The sequence below is a fragment of the Hyphomicrobium sp. genome, assembly GCF_041659645.1.
Lineage (GTDB): Bacteria > Pseudomonadota > Alphaproteobacteria > Rhizobiales > Hyphomicrobiaceae > Hyphomicrobium_B.
This window is the reverse complement of the sequence record NZ_JBAZXX010000002.1, coordinates 821066-843078: the sequence shown is the minus strand read 5'-3', so window position 1 is coordinate 843078 and position 22013 is coordinate 821066. Positions and strand designations below refer to the sequence as shown.

Here is a 22013-nt window from a genome sequence, read left to right as displayed (position 1 = left end):
CCCCGGCGCCGGTCAGACTTGGAGTTCTTCGCGATGATAACGAAAGGTTCCACGGTTTTTATCGGCTTGGGGCTCAGTCTGTTGATCGGCCCGCTGATTGGCATGTCGAACGCGGGAGCGGAGACATTCCAGTATGGCCCCGCGTCTGTCGCCCCGCTCGCCAAACGCCTTTCCAACGCCGTCGTGAACATCTCGACCTCGCAGACCGTCAAAGGTCCGGCCGGTGTGCCGCTGCCAAAGGTGCCGAAGGGCGCTCCGTTCGAAGACTTCTTCGATGATTTCTTCAACAAGCGCGGCGGCGTCCCCCACGGCGACCGCAAGATTTCGTCTCTCGGATCAGGCTTCGTTATCGACGGCAAGGAAGGCCTGATCGTCACCAACAACCACGTGATCGAGGGCGCCGAGGAAATCGACATCAACTTCCATGACGGCTCGAAGCTCGTCGTCGACAAGATCATCGGCCGCGATACCAAGGCCGATCTCGCGCTTCTCAAAGTGACGCCGAAGAAGCCGCTCTCCGACGTGAAGTTCGGATCTTCCGACACGATCGAAGTCGGCGATTGGGTCATGGCTATCGGCAACCCGTTCGGGCTCGGCGGCTCGGTGTCGATGGGCATCATCTCCGCCAAGAGCCGCGATATCAATTCAGGCCCCTACGACGATTATTTGCAGACCGACGCCGCCATCAACAAAGGCAATTCCGGCGGTCCGCTTTTCAATATGAACGGCGATGTGATCGGCGTGAACACCGCGATTATTTCCCCGACCGGCGGCTCGATCGGCATCGGCTTCGCCGTGCCCTCCGATACTGTTTCGAACGTCATCGACCAGTTGAAGCAATACGGCGAAGTCCGCCGCGGCTGGCTGGGGGTCAAGATTCAGTCCGTGACCGATGACATCGCAGATACCCTGGGAATCGAAGAAAACGTCGGCGCACTCGTCGCCGCCGTCACGCCCGACAGTCCAGCTTCGAAAGCCGGATTGCAGCCGGGCGACGTCATCCTGAGGTTTGATAGCAAGGATGTGACGAGCATGCGCGGCCTGCCGAAGATCGTGGCGCAGGCTCCGATCGGCAAGGCTGTTGACGTCGAGCTTCTACGCAAGGGCCAGAAGCAGAGCACGCAGGTCACCGTCGGGCGCCTCGAAGAAGATGACGACAACGCCAGCGATCTGAAGAGCGACGACGGTTCGGAGGATGAAGATCCGAAGGGCTCCACCATCATCGGCCTCACGCTTTCGCCCTTGTCGGACGACCTGCGCAAAAAGTACGGCCTCGACGCCAAGATCAAAGGCGTCGTCGTCGAGGCCGTCGATCCGCAAAGCCCAGCTGCGACCAAGGGGTTGAAGCCGGGCGACGTGATCGTCGAAGCCGCTCAAGACGCCGTCTCTGATCCCGATGACTTCGCCAAGAGCATCGACAAGGTGAAAAAGTCAGGCCGCAAAGCAGTTCTACTCCGGGTCGAGGACGCGAAGGGCGACCTTCGTTTTGTCGCCGTACCGGTGTCGTAGCGGGCGTGCTATCGCCATTTAAAATTCACGCCCAAGATTGCGACAGGAGATAATTGGTGTCCGACGGTCACGGCCTACTCGATACGATCTTTGACCAGCTCTCGCCGGTGCATCCCGATGGACACAAGTTCATCGCGATCGCGGCTGCCGTGACGCTGCTGTTCTTTTTCCTTTATCCGCCGCTGGGCTGGCTCTGCGCCGGTATCACGGCATGGGTCATCTATTTTTTCCGTGATCCGCTGCGGGTGACCCCACTCCGGCCTGGGCTGGTGGTCTCGGCGGCAGACGGCAAGATTTCGGGGATCGAGAAGATCGTCCCGCCGGCCGAACTCGGCATGGGCTCAGAAGAGCGTGTCCGTATCTCGACGTTTCTGTCGGTGTTCGATGTTCACATCAATCGCTCGCCCGTCGCCGGCCGCATCATCCGGTCGCTCTACGTCCCCGGCAAATTCCTGAATGCCGCCCTCGATAAGGCGAGCGAAGACAACGAGCGGCGCATTATCGTCGTCGAGACGCCAACCGACGGCGATGTCGGCGTGGTGCAAATCGCCGGTCTCGTGGCTCGGCGGATCGTGACCTTTTCCGAGATCGGTGACACCCTGGGTGTCGGCCAGCGATTCGGGCTGATCCGCTTCGGATCGCGCGTCGATATCTATCTGCCGCCGGGAAAAACGGCCCTCGTCAGCGTCGGTCAGCGCGCCGTTGGGGGGGAAACAGTTTTCGCGGATCTGCACGCGTCGGAGCCGGAACGCGAAGCGCGTCGAGCTTGATCGTTTGCGGCGCGTTTCGCCGCCTTCAGCATGATGTAATTTGGGCAGATGCAATTCGGCCCGATATCATTCAGCGTGCGGCAAGGAGGCTGCCATGGATCCCGAGGAACCATTTATCGAGACCGATATGCGCCGCCGCCGGCGTCGGTCCTTGTTTCGGCATCGGCGAGTCCCGGTGCGTATGCTCGTCCCGAACTTCTTCACGCTTCTCGGGCTGTGCGCCGGTCTGACGTCAATCCGCATGGGCATCGAAGGCCGCTATGATTTGGCCGTTGCCGCGATCGTCTTTGCGGCCTGCCTCGACGGCATTGACGGCCGCATCGCCCGCCTTTTGAAGGCCTCGTCTCGCTTCGGCGCCGAACTCGACAGCCTCGCCGACTTCGTCAACTTCGGCGTCGCGCCCGCCTTCCTGATTTTCACTTGGGGCCTCGGAGATCTAAAAAGCGCGGGCTGGATCTGCGTGATGATCTTCGCGCTCGCCTCGGCGCTGCGCTTAGCGCGTTTCAACGCCGCCCTCGATGACGAGAAGCCCAAATGGCAGTCGAACTATTTCATGGGGATGCCGACGCCGGCAGCGGCAATTGTCGTGCTCCTGCCGCTGTATCTCTATCAGCTCGGTCTCGACGAAACAAAAGCCCAGTGGGCGCTGAAGATCGTGCTCGTCTACACCGTCTTCATTGCCTTCATGATGGTGTCGTCGATCCCGACGTATTCCGGCAAGCTGCTGGGTGAGCGCGTTCGCCGCGAATGGGTGTTGCCGATTTTCGTCGTCGCAATTGGTGTCGTCGCCTTTCTTTTCACCTATCCCTACGAAACGCTGACGGTGCTGACCTGCCTCTACCTCGCCTTCATTCCGCTGAGCTGGCGTGCGTTCCGCGACAAGTGCGAGGACGAAAGCGTAGCGCCTTCTGCGCCGCCGCAGTCGGGTGCACCAGACGGAAACGGGGCGGGACAACCGCAGACCACTGGCCGCGTCTTCACATTCCGCCCGTCCGACCCATCGAAGTAAATCTCCGAGACGCGAACATCGAAGCGGCGCCGCCGCTTCCCGCCGTTACTTCGTCTCTTCGGGCTGGCGATTGTAGATATCGTCCGTGCGCATGATGTCGTCCTCGCCGAGGTACGAACCGATCTGTACCTCAATGATCTCGACCGGAACCTTGCCGGGGTTTTGCAGCCGGTGCCATTGCGTCGCGAAAATGTAGACGCTCTCGTTTTCGCGGACGAGCTGTTCTTTTTCGCCGATGGAAACCTGTGCCGTTCCCTGCACGACGATCCAGTGCTCGGAGCGATGGTGATGCATTTGCATCGAGAGTTTGCCGCCGGGCTTCACGTGCAGCAATTTCACCTGGAACCGCGGACCGATGTTGAGCGTCTCGAAATAACCCCACGGCCGGTAATTCCTGAGGTGCTGCTCCTGCTCTTTCCGATTCGATAGCTTCAGGCGCTGCACGATCTTGGAGACGTCTTGCGTGCGACTCTTGTCCGCGATCAGCAGCGCGTCGGGGGTGTTGACGATCACGAGATCGCTGACGCCGATTGTCGAAACGATCGATTTCTCGGAGTGGACGTAGCATCCCGACGTATCTTCAAGAACAGCTTCGCCCTTGATGAAGTTACCCTTCTCATCCCGTGGCGCGATATCCCAGAGCGATGACCATGAGCCGACGTCGTTCCAGCCGACATCGATCGGTAGGATCGCGGCCTTCTGAGTTTTCTCCATGACGGCGTAGTCGATAGAGATATTCGGCGACGTCGCGAATTCGGTTTTATCGAGACGCAGGAAGCCGAGGTCTTCGCTTGCGCCCGCGAGAGCACCACGAGCGGCTTCCAAAATCTTGGGCTCGTAGCGCTCGACCTCTTCGAGAAAGGTCTTGGCGTTGAGCGCGAAAATTCCGCTGTTCCAGAAATATGAGCCATCCGCCAGATAGCCCTCCGCGGTGGTGCGGTCGGGCTTTTCGGCAAAGCTATCGACGCCGAAGGCTTTGCCGTCGAATTCTGGCAGCGCCGCACCGCGCTTGATATAACCATAGCCCGTATGAGGCTCGGTCGGCGTGATTCCGAAAAGAACGAGCCTGCCCGTCTCGGCGACCTTCGCTGCCCGGCGGATGCTCTCCGCAAAGAGTGTCTCGTCCGCTATCACGTGATCCGACGGCATGACGGCGAGAATAGCGTCGGGGTCATCCTTCATGGCGACAAGCGCTGCGATCGCAATCGCCGGCGCCGTGTTGCGCGCGATTGGCTCAAGAATGATGGCGCGAGGCTCGATGCCGGCACGATCGAGTTCCTCGCGCACGAGGAAGCGGTGATCGTTATTGCAGAGCAGAATAGGCGGCTCGAACCCAGCCTCTTGAGGTAGCCGCGCTAACGCCGCGCCGAGGAACGAAGTGTCTTGGCCATTGAAGAAGCGAATGAACTGCTTCGGATACATCGAACGCGAGAGTGGCCAAAGCCGCGTTCCCGACCCCCCAGACAAAATCACCGGATAGATGTTGCTCATGGAACGGCCAACCCCTCGCACGCTATGATTAAGATCTAGAGTGCGGCGCGTTGCGGTGCAAGAGAACGCGCGTTGATCGGTTAAATGACGATTTTACAAACACGCTTGGTTCCGATGGCGAGGGGCGCGCGCCGTCCCCCGGGAGTTGCGCGAAATCATTCCGCAGCGAGACGTCGCCTCTCGGCAAAGTCTTAACTTGAGGGCCGCGCCAGCCGTTCGCGGAGTGAGCGGAGAGTGTCGATGGGGCCGCTGCTGGCCGGTGCTGCCTTCCCGCCCGATGGTGGTGGGGAGGCCGGGGGAGCCAAACCATCGTAACCGCGCGCCGCAGCCGGAGCGGCCGGGGCAGGCGCATCGCGCCGCACGAGCGAACCGGTCGGGCGCGCCGACGAGGACGGCGAACTCGGATAGGGCGACGGCGGAGCAATTGGCGGCCGATAGCCTGCAGGCTCCGGCACGATCTCGCGAGCGGGGGGCGCTTCCGCGGCGGCCGAGGACGACGACAAGCCGAGCGCGTTTGCCATCATCGCCATCTGGAGCGAGCCATCGGCGGCCACAGGGATGCCGGACGCACGCCAGCGTTCGACGATCTGGTCGAGGAAGCCTTCGTCGTTCAGCGGCTTCTGCCATCGTTCGGAGAAATTCGCGGACGAGGATCTCGGCAACGCGTGCTTCGGCAATTCATCGAATTTGATACGCACCGGCAGCGCCATGCCGTCTCCGAACGCGATCGCTTCACGCTGTCCGAGCGATGGCAGGAATTCCAGAAGACCGGCGCCGGTGTCGGCGACGGCCGACGCGACAATCGCTTGGTCGCGGTCGTTCGACATGCGCAACGCGAAGACGGTGTTGCACTGGGAAAGGATCGTGGGGTCGATTTCGGCTGGGCGTTGCGTGACGATGCAAAGCGAGGCGCCGTACTTGCGCCCTTCCTTGGCGATTTTGGCAATCGCACGTTTGCAAGGCTCAAATCCAAGCGTCGAATTCGCGGGCACGTAACGGTGCGCTTCTTCGCAGACGAGAGTCACCGGAACTTGTCCTTCGCTCCAAAGAGCGAAGTCGAATGTCATACGGCACAAAACCGAGACGACCACGTTGACGACTTCCGACGGAATGCCCGTCAGCTCAAGAATGGTGATTGGCTTGTCGTTGACCGGAACGCGGAAGATCCGCCCGAGAACCTGCGCCATGCCGTCGTAGACGGTCCTTGATCCGAACATGAAGGCGTAGCGGCCATCTTGCGAGATCGTTTCGATGCGGTTCCTGAGAACGCGGTAGGGCGCGAGATCTTTCCTGTTCTCGAGCTTGCCCATGCGTTCGTCGATGAGCGAGAGAATGTCTGAAATGCGATAGGGCACCGGCGTATCGACGGTGTAGCGGCTCGCATCCCCCAAGCCACGCCGCGCTTTTGCCGGTTCTCCGGCGCGCCCCGTGCTGTACCGTGCCTTTGCGATCGGGATGAGGTCTTGCAGGATCTCGATTTCCGCCTTGCGTTCGCCATCGCCGACGAGAACTTCCGCAATCTCTTCAAAGGTCAGCAGCCAATAGGGAAGCTGCATGTTCCGCGGCGAGATGACCTCCGCCCATTCACTGAATGCCGTCGCATATTCGCTGTGCGGATCGAGCAATACGATGTGAGCAGCCGGGTTCTTTTCGACGATGGATCGCAGGATCAGCGCCGTCGTGCACGATTTGCCGGTGCCCGTGGTGCCGAGAATAGCGAAATGCTTGCCGAGCAATTCGTCGACGCGCACCATCGCCGGAATGCTGGCGTCCTGACGAATGGCGCCGACGCGGATCATCGCGCATGTATCGCCGCAGAACGTGGCTTCGAGTTCCGATTTGTGCGCCAGCCGAACGCGATCGCCGAGCGCCGGATAAGCGGTAACGCCGCGGTTGAACGAAACACGACCGCTTTGGTCCGCGCTTGCGAGTTCGCCGACGAGGCCGAGTTCCGCAATCCAGACTTCGCCGTCTCCCTCACGCTGCGACGGCACGGGAACGCTCAATGCCGAAACGATTGCGAGAACCGTTGTTCTCCCTGTCTCGATCGCGAGCAAGGTGCCCATCTCGGGACGGCCGTCGGGCGAGCGGGCGCGGAGGTCTCCGGCGCCGTCGAGGAGGACGATCGCTTTCGATCCCGTAACCGAGACGATGCGGCCGATGGAGCTATCAGAGCTGCCAATAGCCAAATTCTGGGTGCCGCTGCCTTGCATTCAGGATCCGGTTGTCAGGGGTGCGAAGCGAAATGGGTGAATGATTGTGTCGAAGCCACCGGGCTGACGCTGTCGCTCGCCGGGAAGGCGATCACGACATCGGTACCGGAACCCTTCTTTGAACGAATTTCGAGGCGTCCGCCGTGAAGTTCGACCAGAGCTTTTGCGATCGGAAGGCCGAGGCCAGCGCCCTCGCGCCAACGCGAGCGCCCTCCGTCGACTTGACCGAACGGCGTCATGGCGACGTCGATCTCTTGCTCGGTCATGCCAAGGCCGCTGTCTCGAATAGCCACGATCGCGCCGCCCCCGGCGCCGCGGTGGGTGATCACGTCGACGATGCCGGACGCCGGCGTGAACTTGAGGGCGTTGGAAATGATATTCATGAAGATCCGCCGCAGCTTCGTCGGGTCGCCGCGAATGGCCGGCACATCGGCGCCGATGTCGGACCGCAAATCGACATGCGCTTCACTTGCCATCATCTGGAAGGCGTTGACGCTGCCGGACACGATCTCCGCGACGTTCACTTCCCGCGCGTCGAGCGTGTACTTCCCGCTCTGGATCTTCGAGATATCGAGGATGTCGTTGATGACGGAAAGAAGATGCTCCGCCGCATCGTGGATCAAGGCCGCGTATTCGACGATGTCTTTGTCTGGCAGCTGGCGCTGATTGTGCTGGGCTAAAAGCTTCGAAAAGCCGATGACGGTATTGAGCGGCGTCCTGAGCTCGTGGCTCATGTTCGCGATGAATTCGGATTTCACTTTGTTGGCGAGTTCGGCTTCGATCCGTGCCGATTGCTCGGCGACGCGCGCGCGATGACGCAATACCGCATCGCTCAATAGCGACGCGTACTCGTCCATTAACGAGTTGGGTTTTGTCTGTCCAACCGATCCAAACACCATAGAACGCAGCCCAACGCGGTGACGATAGCCTGCTTCAATTTAGGGTGGAGTACCTAACTCAAGGTTAACCCCGCGTGTGCGGCCAGGTGGGCAAGGGCGCAACGCGACGTTTCAAGAGGTTAAGATATTGTGTTTCGCTGCGGCTTCTCGCGCCTGGCATCCACCATCGGACGTGCGCTCAGGGCACCGCGAAATTGAAGGATTGCGTGAAGGCCAACGCATTGGCGCTGACCTCAGGCGGGATCGGCGGAAAAGGCGCAGCGCGGTCGAGCGTCGCCGTGGCGGCCTCGTCGAGTGCCTTGTAACCCGAGCTCGTCACGATTTTTTTCGACAGGAGCTGTCCGTCGACGCCGACCGTGTATTGGACGACGACCATGCCCGTTGCCTTGCTACGCGCGTATCGCTTTGCCTTCTGCACGCGATTGTTGATTTCGCCCATGTAGCGCCCGAACGCCTTGGCGTTTCCACCCGAGCTTTCTCCGGCGCTACGGATTTCAAGCACCGCGACTTGTGCAGGCTGGTTGACGGTCTGCGCGACTTCGGGTGGCGGCGGTGGCGTATCGAGAGGCGGCGGTGGTTCTTCCGTCTTTACGACCTCCTGGTCGACGGAACTTTCCGCCGAAGAGATGACGTCACGCAACTCGTCCGGCTTTTTTTCCTCGGGCGGAGGCGGCGGCGCCGCCTGCATTGCAGCGATCTCGGTAAGGACTCGCGTCTCGGCCGCGTCGCCCTTCTCTACGCTATTGCTGGGGGCGCTTCCCTGCACCAGCATGATGTCCATACCCTTGCCCACGTCCATCGTCTGAACGTCGGCATTCTGCAAATGCGGAAGCATCTCGTAGCCAATCGCCCCATGAACGAGGAGAGACAGGAGAATGGCGGCAGCTCGCAAATACATCCCGGGCGGCTCTCGTCCTCAGTTGTTGGCGCTCGCCCCTGATGGCGCCGGTTGGGAAAGCAGCGAGACGCGGGCATAACCCGAATCTCCAACGCGACCCAGCAACTCCATCACGTCGCCATAAGGAATCTTTCGATCGGCTCGGACATAAACGACGGAGTCGCCCTCCTGAGCTTTGATCTGCTCGAGACGCGACACAAGCGTCTCGCGCGTCACTTCCTCGTCGCGAATGTAGAGTTTTCCGTCCGGTGCCAGCGAAACGACCATCGGCTTTTTCTGCGCGCCGATCTTGGAAGCGGACGTTTTTGGCAATTCCAGCGGCACACCCTGCACCATAAGGGGTGCCGCGACCATGAAGATGATCAACAGCACCAGCATGACGTCGACGAACGGCGTGACGTTGATTTCGGCGAGAGGCTTATAGCTGTCGCTGTCATCTCCTCCCGAGCCGCTGCCGACGGACATTCCCATTAGTTCACACCTTCAAGGCCGCGCCGGGCCATCGTCCGCGCAAGACTTACGACGGCTGGCGTGACGCGATCCGACGCACGCCCAAGCGCAACCGTGATCTGGTTATAGAAAATAACGGCTGGAATGGCGGCAGCAAGACCGACGGCCGTGGCAAACAACGCTTCGGCGATGCCCGGAGCAACGACCGCGAGGCTCGTATCCTTCTGCTGTGCGATCGCGGTGAACGAGTTCATGATGCCCCAGACGGTGCCGAAAAGACCGATGAACGGCGCCGCCGAACCAAGCGTCGCGAGAAACGGCAGGCCCTGTTCGATGCCCTTGAGCTTCCGTCTGACGGCGGCGCGCATTGCGACTTCAAGCCTGTCGCGCACCTCTCCGGTCGAAGCATCCGTCGCGCTTTCGCTCCACTCGACGCGCGCCGCGTCGCCGACCGAACCGATCAGGCTGCTGGCGCGTGCTTGCGGAAGATTGGCCGATTTGCCGCTTTTTTCGAGCACGCCGATTTCGCGATTGAGCATCCACACGCGGACGAACTTCTCGAACGCCATCGCCCAGCAGACGACCGAGGCCACGAGCAAACCGATGATGATCGACTTCACGACAATGTCGGCGTGGTGAAAGAGGCCAAGAACCGAAAGATCTTTCGTAGCGATTTCTTGGGACATCAAAAATAAGGGGTTCATCGCATCACTTCGAAAGTTGCACGTTGGTCAGGGTCGATGTCTTGAGAGCTTCGAGGCATCCAGGGACAGGCCCTGAATCGGCCGAGCATTCCATCACGTCGTTGATGAGAAACGATCCGATTTTATCGCACTGGATCGCATCGATCTCGAACAGCTTGACCGATTTCTTCTTGGCCTTGAGTGGCGCCAGATCAATCGAAAAGCGCTTGCCGATCACGCCGTCGGTCTGAAACAGCACGAGGTCGATCTTGTACGACTTGTACGACGTTTCTGCCGGGTTGGTGACGACCATGTAGGCCCGGCAACCTTTTTCCGAATGTTCAAGCTTGTTCAACTCGACCTGGAGCCCTGAATTCGCCGGTGCCGCAGTCGGATCTGCGCTGGCAAACGTCGTCCAAAGACCAATCGGAAGGACAATCGCACAAGAAATCGAGAAACGTTTCAGAGTTCTGATCACGCTAAGACTTTCCATTGCGTTTGAAATGAGAATCTCCGAACGCGTGTAACCACTTTGATCCATCGTTGCCAGTGTGAAATTGGTAAGAATATGCAGTTCTTTCTCAGCTTCCGGGTTTTGATTTAGAACAATTTTCAGGTGCGGTTGCTCATCGTTCGAATGATGGTTTTTGGCCGTCGCGGCGCACCAAGAATTTTTCCCGATCAAAGGCTTGAAAAATTCCCACACGCAGTTTGCGCAACGGCCGCCGGAATCAACAGTGGCTCAGGTTCGCTCGCAGCCGTCGAGATGTGAAATTTTGCCTAGGCAGTAGGCAGCCAAGCAGCGTGTGCGCCGTGCGGCCGGTGGCTGTGTCAGGCCGCGCGGTCGAGCGCTGGAATGCGAGCGGCGCGCCGGATCTCGTCGAACATGGCGGCAAAACTCATGAACCCGGCATCTCGGTCGTCGGAAATGTCGGCCAGGACGGCGCCGACGAGTTTGCGCTGATTGGCGTCAAGCAATGCCAGCGCCTTTTTCGCGAGGGCGCGGGGTGTCCGGTGCCAAGCTGTCAGGAACACGATTTGATCGGCAAGATCCGCCAGCGCCTGCGCGTCGGGAACTTGAAGCAGTGGCGGCGCCGAAACCACAATCGTCTGGAAGCGTGCTTTGAGATGCTGAAACGCCGCCGTAAACTCCACCGAACGGAGCGTAGCCGGCACAGCGAGTGCGATCGGCGCTGGTCCGGACGCCGGCAGGAAATGAACGCCCGTAAGGCTGTCGCGCAAGATGACGTTCTCGACGGGCGCGTTGCCCGCAATCTGGTCGAGAAGGCCGTTTCTGCAGTCAGGCGTGAGCTGATGCGTCAGTCCCTTGGAGTGAAAGTCGCAATCGACAAGCAGCGACGTCTGTCCCGCCATCGCCAGATGGTGAGCGATGTTGGAAGCAAACAACTCCGCGCCTTCGCCGGGCAACGCCGAGGTCACCAGGATCACGCGGGCGCCCTCGACATGGGGACGCTCCGCAAGCTCGCGGCACGCGGCCCGAACGGCATCGGCATAACGGCACGCAGGCTCCGCAATGACGAGACGCGCACGCCGCGCTGACATCGACGCAACGTCGTCCGGCGCCGCGGCTGGCAAAGAGGTCATGTGCGGACAGGCCAGCATTTGCTCGACATTTCGCATGCGGAGTAGCGCGTCCCGCTCAAGCAGCACGGCGATGGCGAGCATTAGAGCAAGCGTCGACGCCGCGGCTATCAAAACGATGCGCATGCGTTTCGGTCCCGCGGGCTGCCGCGGAACTTGTGCGCCCTCGACGATCCGCGCGCCTGAAAGCGTGTGCGTAGGGCCGTATTGCGCGAGCAGGGATGCGAAGACTTTTTCGGATGCCGTGGGCTCGCCCGGACGCGTCTTGCGCGCGTCCCCGTTTGAAGCGCCCGCGCGCCCCTGCGCGATATATTGAGCCGCGAGTGCGTTCGCGATCCTCGCCGCTTTCTCTGCGTCGCGCGACGCGAACCGGACGTTGATCAGAAACGAGTTGCGGACACGCTGGATGGTCAGCCCGGCCGCCAACATCTCGCGTGCGATGATTTCCGGACCGGCGTTGCGGGTCGGCGCGATGATCCGCGCGAACGCGGGTCGGGTTTGGAATTCCGGGTCACTCCCGAGGCGCAAGTCTTCGACGACGCGGTCGACGAGCGATGGCGACCGCAAGACCTCGATCTGCTGGTCGATCGCCAGCCGTTCCGCTTCGAAGGCCGGCTGGCCGGATACCGTGGACTCCTCCGATGGAACGGGAGGCTTCGGCCGTGGATCGATCTGGATAAGAACAGACGCCGCGTATCGGTCCGGAATGAGCGCGACGATCGCCAGCGTCGCAAGAGCGGCGATAATCGGCAGCAACGCCACGGCTTTGGCGCGCTTGACGACCGCCAGCCGAACGTTCGCGAGACCGAACCCAGCACTTCGGCTTTCTGCGGATGCCTTCTGCTCGGCCATAGCCACGGCAATATTCCCAACGGTGCCCGGTGTGCGCGCATCAGCCGAAGTAAGTCGCTGAAAACACTAGCGGTCGGCGGGCACGCCGAATCACCAAGCCATTGTCACAATCAAAGATGAACACGGCGTTGTTGATTAATGGCCGAGACGTGGCGAAGCGTGCATCTGCACCTAAGAGGACGTCATCCCGGCGAAGGCCGTCAGCGCGCCGATACCGTGAGCGTCGCGCCACCCTGACGCACGTCGTAGGCGCAGCGCGCGCCACTGTTGGTCATCGACGTTAGGATCAGTTGAGGGTCGCGGAAGCGCTGGCTCCAGAGCGGGTTCTGCGTATCCCAGATCGCAACGGAGACGTCGGGATTGCCGATGACGGCTTCGGCATTCGAAGCGGGACCCCAAGCGAAAACACCAGCGTCGCCGGATCCGGAGGCGCGCTTCAAGGCGCTTCGGCGACAAACTTCGATGGCCCGCGGGCGATACGCCTCGACCACCGCATCGGTCATGGCCGTGCGATAGGTATGGTCCTGGAACCAGACCTTAGCGCCGGCCAGCAGCACCAAACCCAACAAGATCGTACGCATGACGACGCCCCGGACGCGAAAACGTAACTTTCAGCTACCCCGTATCGTGCGCCCGTCATGGTGAAAAAAGCGTTTCGCTGCGGCCGGTTGCGGTGCAGCGCAGAGGCAAACCGGACTTGTCAGGTCCGGTTTGGTGAGGCACAAGCGTGGCCGCGATCAACGTCCGATGTCCGGGAGACCCTCCATCTCATGTCCAAGAAGAAGATCCTGATTACGTGGCCCCTGCCTGAAGCAGCCATGGCCCGCGCCCGCGAGACCTACGATGTCATCGCCCATGGGGACAACCCGAAGATCACGGTCGACGAAATGCTCGAGACCGCGAAGTCGGTCGACGCAATTTTGCTGACGCTGAATGAGAAGTGCCCGAAGGCCGTCATCGAGCGCGTGCCTGAGAACATCAAGTGCATCTCGACGTTCTCGATTGGCTTCGATCACATCGACCTCGAAGCCTGCAAGGCGCGCGGCATCAAGGTCGGCAACGCACCGCACGGCGTCACCGTCGCGACCGCTGAAATCGCGATGTTGCTGCTGCTGGGCTCCGCCCGCCGCGCAGGCGAGGGCGAGAATATGATCCGCACGCGGTCATGGCCCGGCTGGCAGCCACTGCAACTCGTCGGTCAGCGCCTCGACAACAAGAAGCTCGGCATCTACGGCTTCGGCAAGATCGGTCAGGCTTTGGCACAGCGCGCCAAGGGCTTCGACATGGAGATCCACTACTACGACATCTACCGCGCCAAACCCGAGGTCGAAGCGAAGTACAACGCTGTCTATCACGACAGTCTCGACAGCCTGCTCAAGATCTCGCAGTTCTTCTCCATCAACGCCCCATCGACGCCCGAAACGCGCGGCTTCTTCAATACCGCGACGATCGAGAAGCTGCCTCAGGGCGCCATCGTCGTGAACACGGCGCGCGGCGATCTCGTCAACGACGCGGATATGATCGCGGCGCTGAAGTCCGGACGCTTGGCCTACGCCGGCCTTGATGTTTTCGCCGGTGAGCCGAAGATCAACGAAGGCTATTACGATCTGCCGAACACGTTCCTCTTCCCGCACTTGGGTTCGGCGGCCATCGAAGCGCGTAACCAAATGGGCTTTGAAGCGCTCGACAATATCGACGCGTTCTTCGCCGGTAAGGACATGCCCTTCAAGCTCGCTTGAGTTTGTCGCCAGTCGCATCCATGAGATGGCCGGGTCACGCCCGGCCATTTTTTTGTCGCGGCGTTACGCGCGGAATGATTTCCGACCGCGCTCTTTCATCATCCAGGACGCGATGGAGAGAAGCCGCCCGCCATCACCGCGCGCGCCGACCAGCTGCACGCCGAGGGGCATGCCGTCGACGGTGAGCAAAGGCAGCGAGAGGCACGGCATGCCGAGGTAGGTCCACAGCCCATTGAACATCGGGCTGCCGGTGTTCGCGAGCCCGACCGGCGCGACGCCTTGGGCCGCCGGCGTCAGGATCACGTCGTTGTTGACCAAGATCGGTCGAAGAGCCTCGTAGAGCAATTCCTGCTTGCCGCGTGCATCGTCGTAGCTCGGCATCGAAAACGACTTTCCTTCGGCGATGACCTCTTTGAGCTTTGCCGAGACGCGACCCGGATGTGAGTCGGCGATGGGACCGTAATTCCGCGCGATGTCCGAGAACTGCACGATCTGCTGGAGGCGAATGATGTTGTCGAAGCCAGCAGGCAACGCCGTCTCGATCACATCGACATCCCCTTTGAAGGTCGATGCGAAGAGTTCGAATGCGGCTTGCATCGACGCGTCGCCCTGCGGCCATGCTGGTGATTTGACGAACGCCAAGCGTCGCGGCCGTACCTTGTGGGTTTCGATCTGAGCGAGGAGAGATGGCTTCCGGCCCGGCATCATATTTCGATCGGCAACATCGAATCCATCAATGCAATCGAGCAGCAGCGCCACGTCCTCGACCGAGCGTGCGTAACCTCCGATCGTGTCGAGCGGCGCCGATTGCGCCAGCACGCCCGTGCGTGACACGCAGCCGAACGTCGGTTTGAAACCGACGACGCCGCAATAGGACGCCGGCCGGATGATCGACCCCGCGGTTTGCGTCCCGAGCGCGAGCGGCACCTGGAAATCGGCGACTGCCGCGGCCGACCCTGACGATGAGCCGCCGGGTGTCCGTGTCGGCTCGTGCGGATTGCGCGTTTCGCCGGGACCGAAGAACGCAAACTCTGTCGTCACGGTCTTGCCGAGGATGATCGCCCCGTGAGCCTTAAGCTCAGAAACGACGAAAGCGTCTATCGTGGGCTGGCGGCCTTTGAATATCTCGGAGCCGAGTTCCGTCGGAAAATCTTTGGTGTCGATGATATCCTTGACGCCGACGGGAATTCCCGCGAGCGGCCCCATGACCTCGCCGCGCGCGCGTTGCGCATCGCTGGCCCTCGCCGCCGCGAGTGCGGCTTCGCCGTCGACATGTGTCCAGGCACGGATGGCGTCGCGTTTGGCGATTCGCTTGAGACATGCCCCGACAAGTTCTTCAGACGTGAGATCGCCCGTTGCCAACGCTTCCCGCGCCTCCAACGCAGTCAGGCGGACAAGACCATTTGGTTCACTTGCATTCATCACAGGATTGCGCCCCTTCGCCTCTGGTCACATGCGCTCCCGCGCGTGACGTTGCAAGGTGGCGTTAGGTCGTCGCCTCTGTCATTGCGGGAAAGAACCATTTTTTCTCGTTCGAACGACGGCCGAGACAAAAAGCGCCGCATAGGCGGCCGAATCGCGCCCCGAGACAATTGTATCCGGAGCTGTTCGGTACTACGACACGCGCGGAGACGAACAATAAGAAGACCCTTTGAGGACTATACAATGTCGAGAGAGCATCGCCGGCCCGGCCGCCACTTTTTGCAGATTCCGGGGCCGACCCCTGTGCCGGAGCGAATTCTGGCTGCCATGTCCCGCCAGATTCTCGATCATCGCGGCGTCGAGTTCGGCCATCTCGGTAAACGCGTCTTGACCGGCATCAAGGGTCTCTTCAAGACGACCGGCCACGTCATCATTTATCCGTCCTCGGGCTCTGGCGCCTGGGAAGCCGGACTTACCAACACGCTGTCGCCGGGCGACAAGGTGCTGATGTGCGAGACAGGCCAATTCGCCGTTCTTTGGGAAGTCATGGCGCGCCGCTTAGGTTTGGAGACCGAGGTCATCCCGACCGACTGGCGTATCGGCGCCGACGCCAATCTCATCGAGAAGCGGCTTCGTGCCGACACCGGCAAGACGATCAAGGCCGTTTGCGTGGTGCATAACGAAACCTCGACAGGCTGCCTCACGCGTCTCGACGAAGTTCGCAAAGCGATCGACGCAGCCGGTCATCCCGCGCTGCTGATGGCCGACGCGATTTCATCGCTCGCCGCCGCCGATCTCCGTCATGACGAATGGGGCGTCGACGTCACGGTGTCCGGATCGCAGAAGGGCATGATGATGCCGCCAGGCCTGTCGTTCACCGCGATCAGTGCCAAAGCGATCGAAGCAACGAGGACCGCCGGGCTCAAGCGTTCGTACTTCGCCTGGGACGATATGCTGGCGATAAACGCATCCGGCTACTTCCCATACACCCCGGCGACCGGCTTGCTCTACGGCCTTGCCGAGGCCATCGATCTGATCAACGCGGAAGGGCTTGAAAACGTCTTCGCACGTCACCGCCGCTTGGCGGAGGCGACGCGTCGCGCCGTCGAAGCGTGGGGTTTTGAAACTCAATGCCGCGACGCGAAGTACTATTCGCCCGCCGTGACGACCGTCGTCATGCCGGAAGGGCACAACGCCGACAACTATCGCAAGATCGTGCTCGATAACTTCAACATGTCGCTCGGCACGGGGCTCAACAAGATCGCGGGCAAGGCATTCCGCATCGCCCATCTTGGCGATACCAACGAGCTGACTGTCCTCGGTGCGCTGACCGGAGTCGAGATGGGCTTTGAGTTGGCGGGCGTCCCCTACAAGAAGGGCGGCGTCGCAGCTGCGATGAGCTATATCGCCGACACTGCTAATCCGGCCAAGGCAGCCGCCGAAGCCGCTTAAACCAGATGCGACGGTGCCGCGGCATTCGCGGCGGCACCGCCGACCAACTTCAGAATGCTTTCCAGCGTGTCGGCTTCGGTCGCGGGCTTGTCCCAGCGAATGCGGTGAATGCGCGGAAAGCGCATCGCGACGCCTGACTTGTGCCGCGTCGACGGTTGCACGGCATCGAAGGCAACCTCGAACACCAACTCGGGCTCGACGGCGCGTACGGGTCCGAACGATTCCGTCGTGTGGCCTCGAATCCAACGATCGAGCAGCAGCAACTCTTCGTCGGTAAATCCCGAATACGCCTTGCCGACGGGAACAAGCTGCCTGTCGCCGTTGTCGTCCGTTTGCCAGACGCCGAACGTGTAATCGGAATAGTAGGACGACCGCTTACCCGAGCCGCGCTGGGCATACATCAGCACGCAATCGAGCGTCAGCGCCGCGCGCTTCCATTTGAACCACTCGCCTTTGACGCGCCCAGCCTGATACGTGCTCGCGCGCCGCTTCAGCATCAACCCTTCGATGCCGTCCGCACGCGCCGACGACCAAAGCTCGCCCAGCTCTTCGAATGTCTTGAAGGCAACGAGCGGCGAGACGTCCGTCAGTCGCGGATGATGCGTCGCATGCCAGACTTCGAGCCGCGTGCGCCGCGCTTCGAACGAAAGCTGCCGCAAATCTTCCGGCCCATCGAAAAGAAGGTCGTAGAGGCGCACATGCGGCGGATACATCGCCATCATCTTCGCAGTCACGGTCTTGCGGTTAAGGCGCTGCTGCAAGTCATTGAACGGCGCGATCTCGCCATCGCGCATAATCAGCAACTCGCCGTCGACGACGCAATCGTGCCCCTGGAACGCACTGCGAATTTCAGGAAACGCGCCCGAGATATCGTCGCCCTGGCGCGAGAACATCTTCACGTCGCCGCCACGCGCCGCGATCTGAACGCGGATGCCATCCCATTTCCATTCCGCCGCGAAGTCTTGCGGCGAAAGTCGCGGCCAGTCTTCTTCTTCGATCGGATGCGCGAGCATGACCGGACGGAACACGGGCTTGGAGCCGGGATCGGGTTGCTCCGCCTTGCCGTCGAGCCATTGAAAGAGATCGAGATAGGGCGGTGTTAGCGCATGCCAGATCTCTTCGATTTCGGAGACGTCGCGGCCGTAACTTTCCGCCAGCGCCGTTCGCGCAAGACGCGCCGAAACGCCGACGCGCGGCGCTCCGCCGATGAGTTTCAGAAGCGCCCACCGGCCTGTCGCGTCGAGTTGATCGAGGAGATGCCCGAGACGCTCCGTTCGCTGCGCCGTCGTTCCGCTGGCCATCGCTTCGACGACCGCACCGAGCGAAAGCTCGGGCGGCTCGCCGGAATTATGCCCAGGATCACCCCACCCCCGACCCCTCCCCGTCGAGGGGAGGGGAGAAGTGTGCGGTTCCCCTCCCCCATGCGGGGAGGAGATAGGGGCGGGGGTAAAATTCAGGACAAGCTGCTTCGGCTTTTCGCTCCCCTCTTCATCCCGCTTTCCCTCTGTCGAAGAACCGGAGAGGGCATTGTTTTTCTGAACTGAGGAAATGACGACGCGATCGTCCGGCCAGAGCAGCGACACCGTCTCGGCCGTGTCGCCGACGTAATCGCGCGACAGTCGATAAAGGACGGGATCGACGAAGCGCGAAACGAGATCGCTCAGCATCCGCCGAAGCGGCAGCCGGATCGGTACGCCGTCGGTCAGCGCCGCCAGAGCCCAACCACGGTCGGGATCGGGCGCCGTGCGAAAGTAGTGCCCGAGCAGCGCGACTTTCCGATTGCGGCTCTGCGTGTAAACCAGACAGTCGAGAAGCCGGGCGAATGCGTGCATCGCTACTCCGCCTCTTCGCCGTAGCCGACAAGTGCGAGCGCGCGCGCTTTCCTCCCAATCGAACCGAGATAATGCACGAGCGCATCTTCGCGGCCGTGCGTGACCCAGATTTCTTCTGCCTCCGTCTCGATGATGGTTTGGATGAGTTCCGGCCAATCGACGTGGTCCGAGACGACGAGCGGTAGTTCGATGCCGAGTTGACGCCCGCGCCCGCGAACGCGCATCCAGCCGCTCGCGAACGCCGTTACCGGATCGCCGAACCGTCGCGACCACCGGTCTCCGAGCGCCGACGGCGGACACATCACGATGCCGCCGCGCATGGCTTTGGCATCCGTCTCCGAGACGAGATGCAACTCGCCGAGATCGATGCCGAGCTGCTGATAAAGCTCGGTCAGAGCCACTACGGCGCCGTGCAGATAGATCGGTTTGTCATATCCGGCGTCGCGAACGACGCGGATCATCCGCTGGCATTTGCCGAGATTGTACGCGCCGACGAGATGCGTGCGATCAGGCTCCGCCGCGAGAGACGCGAGCAATTTTTCCGCTTCGTGCGCCGCTTTCTCATGCCGGAAGACGGGAAGCGCGAACGTCGCCTCCGTCACGAAGACATCGCAGGGGACAAGTTCGAAGGGCGCGCACGTCGGATCGCTCGCGCGTTTGTAGTCGCCCGAGATCACCGCGCGACGACCGGCCCATTCAATGACGACCTGCGCCGATCCAAGAATGTGCCCGGCCGGGACAAGCCGCACGCTGACACCATTGATTGAAATCGTTTCGCCGGGCGCAAGCGGCTGGAAAGCTCCGGCGCAGTCATCGCCGTAACGCACTTTCATGATGGCGATGGTCTCTGCCGTCGCCAGCACGGCTCCATGACCGGCCCGCGCATGGTCGCTGTGGCCGTGTGTGATGACGGCGCGATCAACTTTGCGGCCGGGGTCGATATAAAAGTCGCCGGGCTCGCAATAAATCCCGGATCCGACCGGGTATAGCCACGTGTCGACGGGCGGGGCTGACGAAATTGCTGGCGAGGTCATCAACTACTAAACGCGCGTTAACGCAAAGCAGCCAAGTGCGAAACGCCGTTCACGCAATAATATCTGGAAGCAGCCTGTCCTCGATCTGCGTAATGCGATCCTTGAGAGCAAGCTTCTTCTTTTTTAGCCGCTTTATAAGAAGTTGGTCAGCCGAAGGGTCTGCTTCAAGGGCGGCAATTTCGCTGTCGAGCTTTCGGTGCTCGCCTCGCAAAGTCACCAGCTCTTCCCTGAGCTCGCGTTCGTCGCGTCGCTCCATGCCATTTCCCTGCAGTTGCCCGGTCAACCATTGCCTTTTGGGTGATTGCCTACTTTCTGGCAACTGGTCAAAAGCGCGAACCCCGGCGAACTTTCTAATCGTCTGAATTTATTTTACGAATCACTAATAGCCGCAGCTATGCAGCGCAGCGTAACAAAAATCAAACATCCAAGCATCGATCTAAGTCGCGTTGGACAACGTGAGGAACGTGTGGCACGATTTCAACGTCCGCAATCTCCATAGGAGGCAACTGATGACGATCACGTCCCACCTTACGGAACTCGCAGAAAAGCACCGGGTACTCGAACAAAAGATCAATCGAGCCGCAGCAAGCCCCGGATCGGACGACATTGAAATCCGGAGATGGAAACAAGAAAAACTGAAGCTCAAGGACGAGATTGAGCGATTACGGCGAGAGACGCGCCACTAGCTCCAAGACGTCAGAGTTTTCTTCATGAGCCCTGCCACCGGCAACAGTCCGGGCGGGGCTTTTATATTTTCATCGTCCGCGCGCTGCATGGCGTGAAGCCAAAAATTGAAAAGACATCGCTGTTGACCGACGTCTCTATCTCCATTACTTAACCATATGGTTATTTAACGGAATGGCTAAATGCATGGCTGCTGCCGATCGACTAAGCGAAACTTTTGCGGCTCTTGCCGATCCGACGCGCCGCGCGATCCTGGCTCGTCTCGCTCTCGGCGAAACGTCCGTCACAGACCTTGCTGAACCGTTCGATATGAGCCTTCCGGCCGTCTCCAAGCATCTCAAGGTGCTTGAGCGCGCGGGGTTGATCGTGCGCGGGCGCGAAGCGCAATGGCGTCCGTGCCGGCTCGACCCCTCGCCGCTGAAGGAGGTCGATGGTTGGGTCGAGCACTACCGTCAGTTTTGGGAGAAGAGCTTCGACCGGTTGGACGAGTATTTACGTGTGCTGCAGACGAAGGAGAAAAAGCGTGGCCCAAGGAAAAGCAAGTAAAGCCAAACCCGCTTCCGAACGGCCAGCCCGGCTCGAAATCGTGCGGATCTTCGAAGCGCCTCGCGCGCTCGTCTACGAAGCCTGGACAACGCCGGAGCATCTCGGTCAATGGTCCGCGCCCGAAGGCTTCACGATACCGGAAGCGCGTATGGATTTCCGCAAAGGCGGTATCTATTTCGCCCACATGCGGTCGCCCGGCGGAGACGATCATCGCGTTCAGGGCAAGTATATCGACATTGTCGAAGGCGAACGCATCGCGATGACCCACGCTTGGGTCAATGAGGCGTCTCACGCCGGACCTGAAACGACGATCACGGTCACGTTCGAGGATGTCGGTAACGACAAGACCAAAATGACTTTCGTACAGGAAGGATTCGCGTCGAAGGGTGTCCGCGACGGCCATGCCGAGGGCTGGAACAGTTGCTTCAACCTGCTTGCAATTCTGCTCGAAAAGCTGCGCGGCGGGCGCGACATCATCATTTCGCGCCTCATCAATGCGCCGCGCGAACTCGTCTTCTCAGCCTTCAAAGACCCCGAGCACATCACGCACTGGTGGGGACCGAACGGCTTTACCACCACGACCTATGAGATGGACTTCAGGCCGGGAGGACAATGGCTTTTCACGATGCATGGGCCTGATGGCACCGACTATCCCAACCGCGTGCGCTACACCGAAGTGAAAGAGCCGGAGTATGTCGGATACGATCACGATGCTGGAGAGGGCGGAGATCAAGCATTCGCATTTAAGGCGAGCTGGACGTTCGACGCCGAAGGCCGCAAGACACGAGTGACCATGCGCCTGATCGCGGCAACGCTGGAACTCCGCGAATTCATGGCGAAGTTCGGAGCTGTCGAGGGCGGCGATCAAACGCTTTCGCGACTTGATGCCTTTCTTGCCGGTACCGAAAAGCGCTGAGGCTTCCGGCGA

The 22013-nt window shown here is 60.7% G+C and carries 21 protein-coding genes; 8 read left to right on the top strand and 13 right to left on the bottom strand.

Annotation, left to right across the window (positions count from 1 at the left end):
• The first annotated feature begins 33 nt into the window (after window positions 1-33).
• The 3 genes from WC811_RS08990 (at window position 34) to pssA (ending at window position 3288) form a co-directional block, all read left to right on the top strand.
• Window positions 34-1509, top strand: coding sequence for a Do family serine endopeptidase (locus WC811_RS08990; protein ID WP_372643264.1), 1476 nt, complete (start codon window positions 34-36; stop codon window positions 1507-1509).
• A 56-nt stretch (window positions 1510-1565) separates the two neighbouring features.
• Window positions 1566-2279 carry a phosphatidylserine decarboxylase gene (locus WC811_RS08985; protein ID WP_372643261.1) on the top strand — a complete coding sequence of 238 codons (714 nt, stop codon included), beginning with the start codon at window positions 1566-1568 and terminating at the stop codon, window positions 2277-2279.
• Between the two features lie 94 nt (window positions 2280-2373).
• Window positions 2374-3288, top strand: coding sequence for a CDP-diacylglycerol--serine O-phosphatidyltransferase (gene pssA, locus WC811_RS08980; protein ID WP_372643258.1), 915 nt, complete (start codon window positions 2374-2376; stop codon window positions 3286-3288).
• Window positions 3289-3333: 45 nt separating this feature from the next.
• Here pssA and WC811_RS08975 read toward each other — a convergent pair whose 3' ends face one another.
• The 9 genes from WC811_RS08975 to WC811_RS08935 all read right to left on the bottom strand — a co-directional run bounded on the left by WC811_RS08975 (window position 3334) and on the right by WC811_RS08935 (window position 12957).
• Window positions 3334-4779, bottom strand: a complete 1446-nt coding sequence (locus WC811_RS08975) for a mannose-1-phosphate guanylyltransferase/mannose-6-phosphate isomerase (protein ID WP_372643255.1) — start codon at window positions 4777-4779, stop codon at window positions 3334-3336.
• A gap of 191 nt (window positions 4780-4970) precedes the next feature.
• The gene (locus WC811_RS08970; RefSeq protein ID WP_372643253.1) at window positions 4971-6992 is read right to left on the bottom strand and encodes an ATP-binding protein; all 2022 of its coding nucleotides are present in this window, start codon (window positions 6990-6992) and stop codon (window positions 4971-4973) included.
• Window positions 6993-7006: 14 nt separating this feature from the next.
• Window positions 7007-7828 (bottom strand): sensor histidine kinase, encoded by an 822-nt coding sequence (locus WC811_RS08965; RefSeq protein WP_372643251.1) that lies wholly within the window; start codon window positions 7826-7828, stop codon window positions 7007-7009.
• Between the two features lie 241 nt (window positions 7829-8069).
• On the bottom strand, window positions 8070-8789 hold the full coding sequence (locus tag WC811_RS08960; protein WP_372643249.1) for an energy transducer TonB: 720 nt from the start codon (window positions 8787-8789) through the stop codon (window positions 8070-8072).
• 18 nt (window positions 8790-8807) lie between these two features.
• Window positions 8808-9260 (bottom strand): ExbD/TolR family protein, encoded by a 453-nt coding sequence (locus WC811_RS08955; protein WP_372643247.1) that lies wholly within the window; start codon window positions 9258-9260, stop codon window positions 8808-8810.
• Window positions 9260-9943 carry a MotA/TolQ/ExbB proton channel family protein gene (locus WC811_RS08950; protein WP_372643245.1) on the bottom strand — a complete coding sequence of 228 codons (684 nt, stop codon included), beginning with the start codon at window positions 9941-9943 and terminating at the stop codon, window positions 9260-9262. Before WC811_RS08950 ends, WC811_RS08955 begins: the two co-directional genes overlap by 1 nt.
• A gap of 4 nt (window positions 9944-9947) precedes the next feature.
• Window positions 9948-10400, bottom strand: a complete 453-nt coding sequence (locus tag WC811_RS08945; protein ID WP_372643243.1) for a hypothetical protein — start codon at window positions 10398-10400, stop codon at window positions 9948-9950.
• A 353-nt stretch (window positions 10401-10753) separates the two neighbouring features.
• On the bottom strand, window positions 10754-12376 hold the full coding sequence (locus WC811_RS08940; protein WP_372643728.1) for a Wzz/FepE/Etk N-terminal domain-containing protein: 1623 nt from the start codon (window positions 12374-12376) through the stop codon (window positions 10754-10756).
• 200 nt (window positions 12377-12576) lie between these two features.
• Window positions 12577-12957 (bottom strand): hypothetical protein, encoded by a 381-nt coding sequence (locus tag WC811_RS08935; protein ID WP_372643241.1) that lies wholly within the window; start codon window positions 12955-12957, stop codon window positions 12577-12579.
• Window positions 12958-13146: 189 nt separating this feature from the next.
• Here WC811_RS08935 and WC811_RS08930 point away from each other — a divergent pair, with 189 nt between their 5' ends.
• Complete coding sequence (locus tag WC811_RS08930; RefSeq protein ID WP_372643238.1) at window positions 13147-14115, top strand: 2-hydroxyacid dehydrogenase; 969 nt, start codon at window positions 13147-13149, stop codon at window positions 14113-14115.
• Window positions 14116-14178: 63 nt separating this feature from the next.
• On the opposite strand, the gene WC811_RS08925 is transcribed toward WC811_RS08930, so the two are convergent.
• Window positions 14179-15537, bottom strand: coding sequence for an amidase (locus tag WC811_RS08925; protein ID WP_372643236.1), 1359 nt, complete (start codon window positions 15535-15537; stop codon window positions 14179-14181).
• A 243-nt stretch (window positions 15538-15780) separates the two neighbouring features.
• Here WC811_RS08925 and WC811_RS08920 point away from each other — a divergent pair, with 243 nt between their 5' ends.
• A complete protein-coding gene (locus WC811_RS08920) occupies window positions 15781-16989 on the top strand; it encodes an alanine--glyoxylate aminotransferase family protein (RefSeq protein ID WP_372643233.1) in 1209 nt (402 codons plus the stop codon).
• Here WC811_RS08920 and WC811_RS08915 read toward each other — a convergent pair.
• Genes WC811_RS08915 through WC811_RS08905 form a run of 3 tightly spaced genes read right to left on the bottom strand, consistent with a single transcriptional unit; the run spans window position 16986 to window position 20111 of the window.
• Window positions 16986-18821 carry a cisplatin damage response ATP-dependent DNA ligase gene (locus tag WC811_RS08915; protein WP_372643231.1) on the bottom strand — a complete coding sequence of 612 codons (1836 nt, stop codon included), beginning with the start codon at window positions 18819-18821 and terminating at the stop codon, window positions 16986-16988. The genes WC811_RS08920 and WC811_RS08915 overlap by 4 nt on opposite strands.
• 2 nt (window positions 18822-18823) lie before the next feature.
• Window positions 18824-19855, bottom strand: coding sequence for a ligase-associated DNA damage response exonuclease (locus WC811_RS08910; RefSeq protein WP_372643228.1), 1032 nt, complete (start codon window positions 19853-19855; stop codon window positions 18824-18826).
• Window positions 19856-19904: 49 nt separating this feature from the next.
• On the bottom strand, window positions 19905-20111 hold the full coding sequence (locus tag WC811_RS08905; RefSeq protein WP_372643726.1) for a DUF465 domain-containing protein: 207 nt from the start codon (window positions 20109-20111) through the stop codon (window positions 19905-19907).
• A 253-nt stretch (window positions 20112-20364) separates the two neighbouring features.
• Between WC811_RS08905 and WC811_RS08900 the strand changes: the two genes are divergently transcribed.
• The 3 genes from WC811_RS08900 to WC811_RS08890 all read left to right on the top strand — a co-directional run bounded on the left by WC811_RS08900 (window position 20365) and on the right by WC811_RS08890 (window position 22001).
• Window positions 20365-20541, top strand: a complete 177-nt coding sequence (locus WC811_RS08900) for a YdcH family protein (RefSeq protein WP_372643225.1) — start codon at window positions 20365-20367, stop codon at window positions 20539-20541.
• A 184-nt stretch (window positions 20542-20725) separates the two neighbouring features.
• The gene (locus tag WC811_RS08895; RefSeq protein ID WP_372643222.1) at window positions 20726-21085 is read left to right on the top strand and encodes an ArsR/SmtB family transcription factor; all 360 of its coding nucleotides are present in this window, start codon (window positions 20726-20728) and stop codon (window positions 21083-21085) included.
• Window positions 21063-22001, top strand: a complete 939-nt coding sequence (locus WC811_RS08890; RefSeq protein WP_372643219.1) for an SRPBCC domain-containing protein — start codon at window positions 21063-21065, stop codon at window positions 21999-22001. The genes WC811_RS08895 and WC811_RS08890 overlap by 23 nt, the downstream gene beginning before the upstream one ends.
• The last annotated feature ends 12 nt before the right edge of the window (window positions 22002-22013 follow it).

What these genes read in the sequence shown, in the direction of transcription:
- WC811_RS08990 (WP_372643264.1), top strand. Translation starts at nt 34, where the DNA reads ATGATAACGAAAGGTTCCACGGTTTTTATCGGCTTGGGGCTCAGTCTG.
- pssA (WP_372643258.1), top strand. Translation starts at nt 2,374, where the DNA reads ATGGATCCCGAGGAACCATTTATCGAGACCGATATGCGCCGCCGCCGG.
- WC811_RS08975 (WP_372643255.1), bottom strand. Translation starts at nt 4,779, where the DNA reads ATGAGCAACATCTATCCGGTGATTTTGTCTGGGGGGTCGGGAACGCGG.
- WC811_RS08970 (WP_372643253.1), bottom strand. Translation starts at nt 6,992, where the DNA reads ATGCAAGGCAGCGGCACCCAGAATTTGGCTATTGGCAGCTCTGATAGC.
- WC811_RS08960 (WP_372643249.1), bottom strand. Translation starts at nt 8,789, where the DNA reads ATGTATTTGCGAGCTGCCGCCATTCTCCTGTCTCTCCTCGTTCATGGG.
- WC811_RS08955 (WP_372643247.1), bottom strand. Translation starts at nt 9,260, where the DNA reads ATGGGAATGTCCGTCGGCAGCGGCTCGGGAGGAGATGACAGCGACAGC.
- WC811_RS08950 (WP_372643245.1), bottom strand. Translation starts at nt 9,943, where the DNA reads ATGAACCCCTTATTTTTGATGTCCCAAGAAATCGCTACGAAAGATCTT.
- WC811_RS08940 (WP_372643728.1), bottom strand. Translation starts at nt 12,376, where the DNA reads ATGGCCGAGCAGAAGGCATCCGCAGAAAGCCGAAGTGCTGGGTTCGGT.
- WC811_RS08935 (WP_372643241.1), bottom strand. Translation starts at nt 12,957, where the DNA reads ATGCGTACGATCTTGTTGGGTTTGGTGCTGCTGGCCGGCGCTAAGGTC.
- WC811_RS08930 (WP_372643238.1), top strand. Translation starts at nt 13,147, where the DNA reads ATGTCCAAGAAGAAGATCCTGATTACGTGGCCCCTGCCTGAAGCAGCC.
- WC811_RS08925 (WP_372643236.1), bottom strand. Translation starts at nt 15,537, where the DNA reads ATGAATGCAAGTGAACCAAATGGTCTTGTCCGCCTGACTGCGTTGGAG.
- WC811_RS08920 (WP_372643233.1), top strand. Translation starts at nt 15,781, where the DNA reads ATGTCGAGAGAGCATCGCCGGCCCGGCCGCCACTTTTTGCAGATTCCG.
- WC811_RS08915 (WP_372643231.1), bottom strand. Translation starts at nt 18,821, where the DNA reads ATGCACGCATTCGCCCGGCTTCTCGACTGTCTGGTTTACACGCAGAGC.
- WC811_RS08910 (WP_372643228.1), bottom strand. Translation starts at nt 19,855, where the DNA reads ATGACCTCGCCAGCAATTTCGTCAGCCCCGCCCGTCGACACGTGGCTA.
- WC811_RS08905 (WP_372643726.1), bottom strand. Translation starts at nt 20,111, where the DNA reads ATGGAGCGACGCGACGAACGCGAGCTCAGGGAAGAGCTGGTGACTTTG.
- WC811_RS08900 (WP_372643225.1), top strand. Translation starts at nt 20,365, where the DNA reads ATGACGATCACGTCCCACCTTACGGAACTCGCAGAAAAGCACCGGGTA.
- WC811_RS08895 (WP_372643222.1), top strand. Translation starts at nt 20,726, where the DNA reads ATGGCTGCTGCCGATCGACTAAGCGAAACTTTTGCGGCTCTTGCCGAT.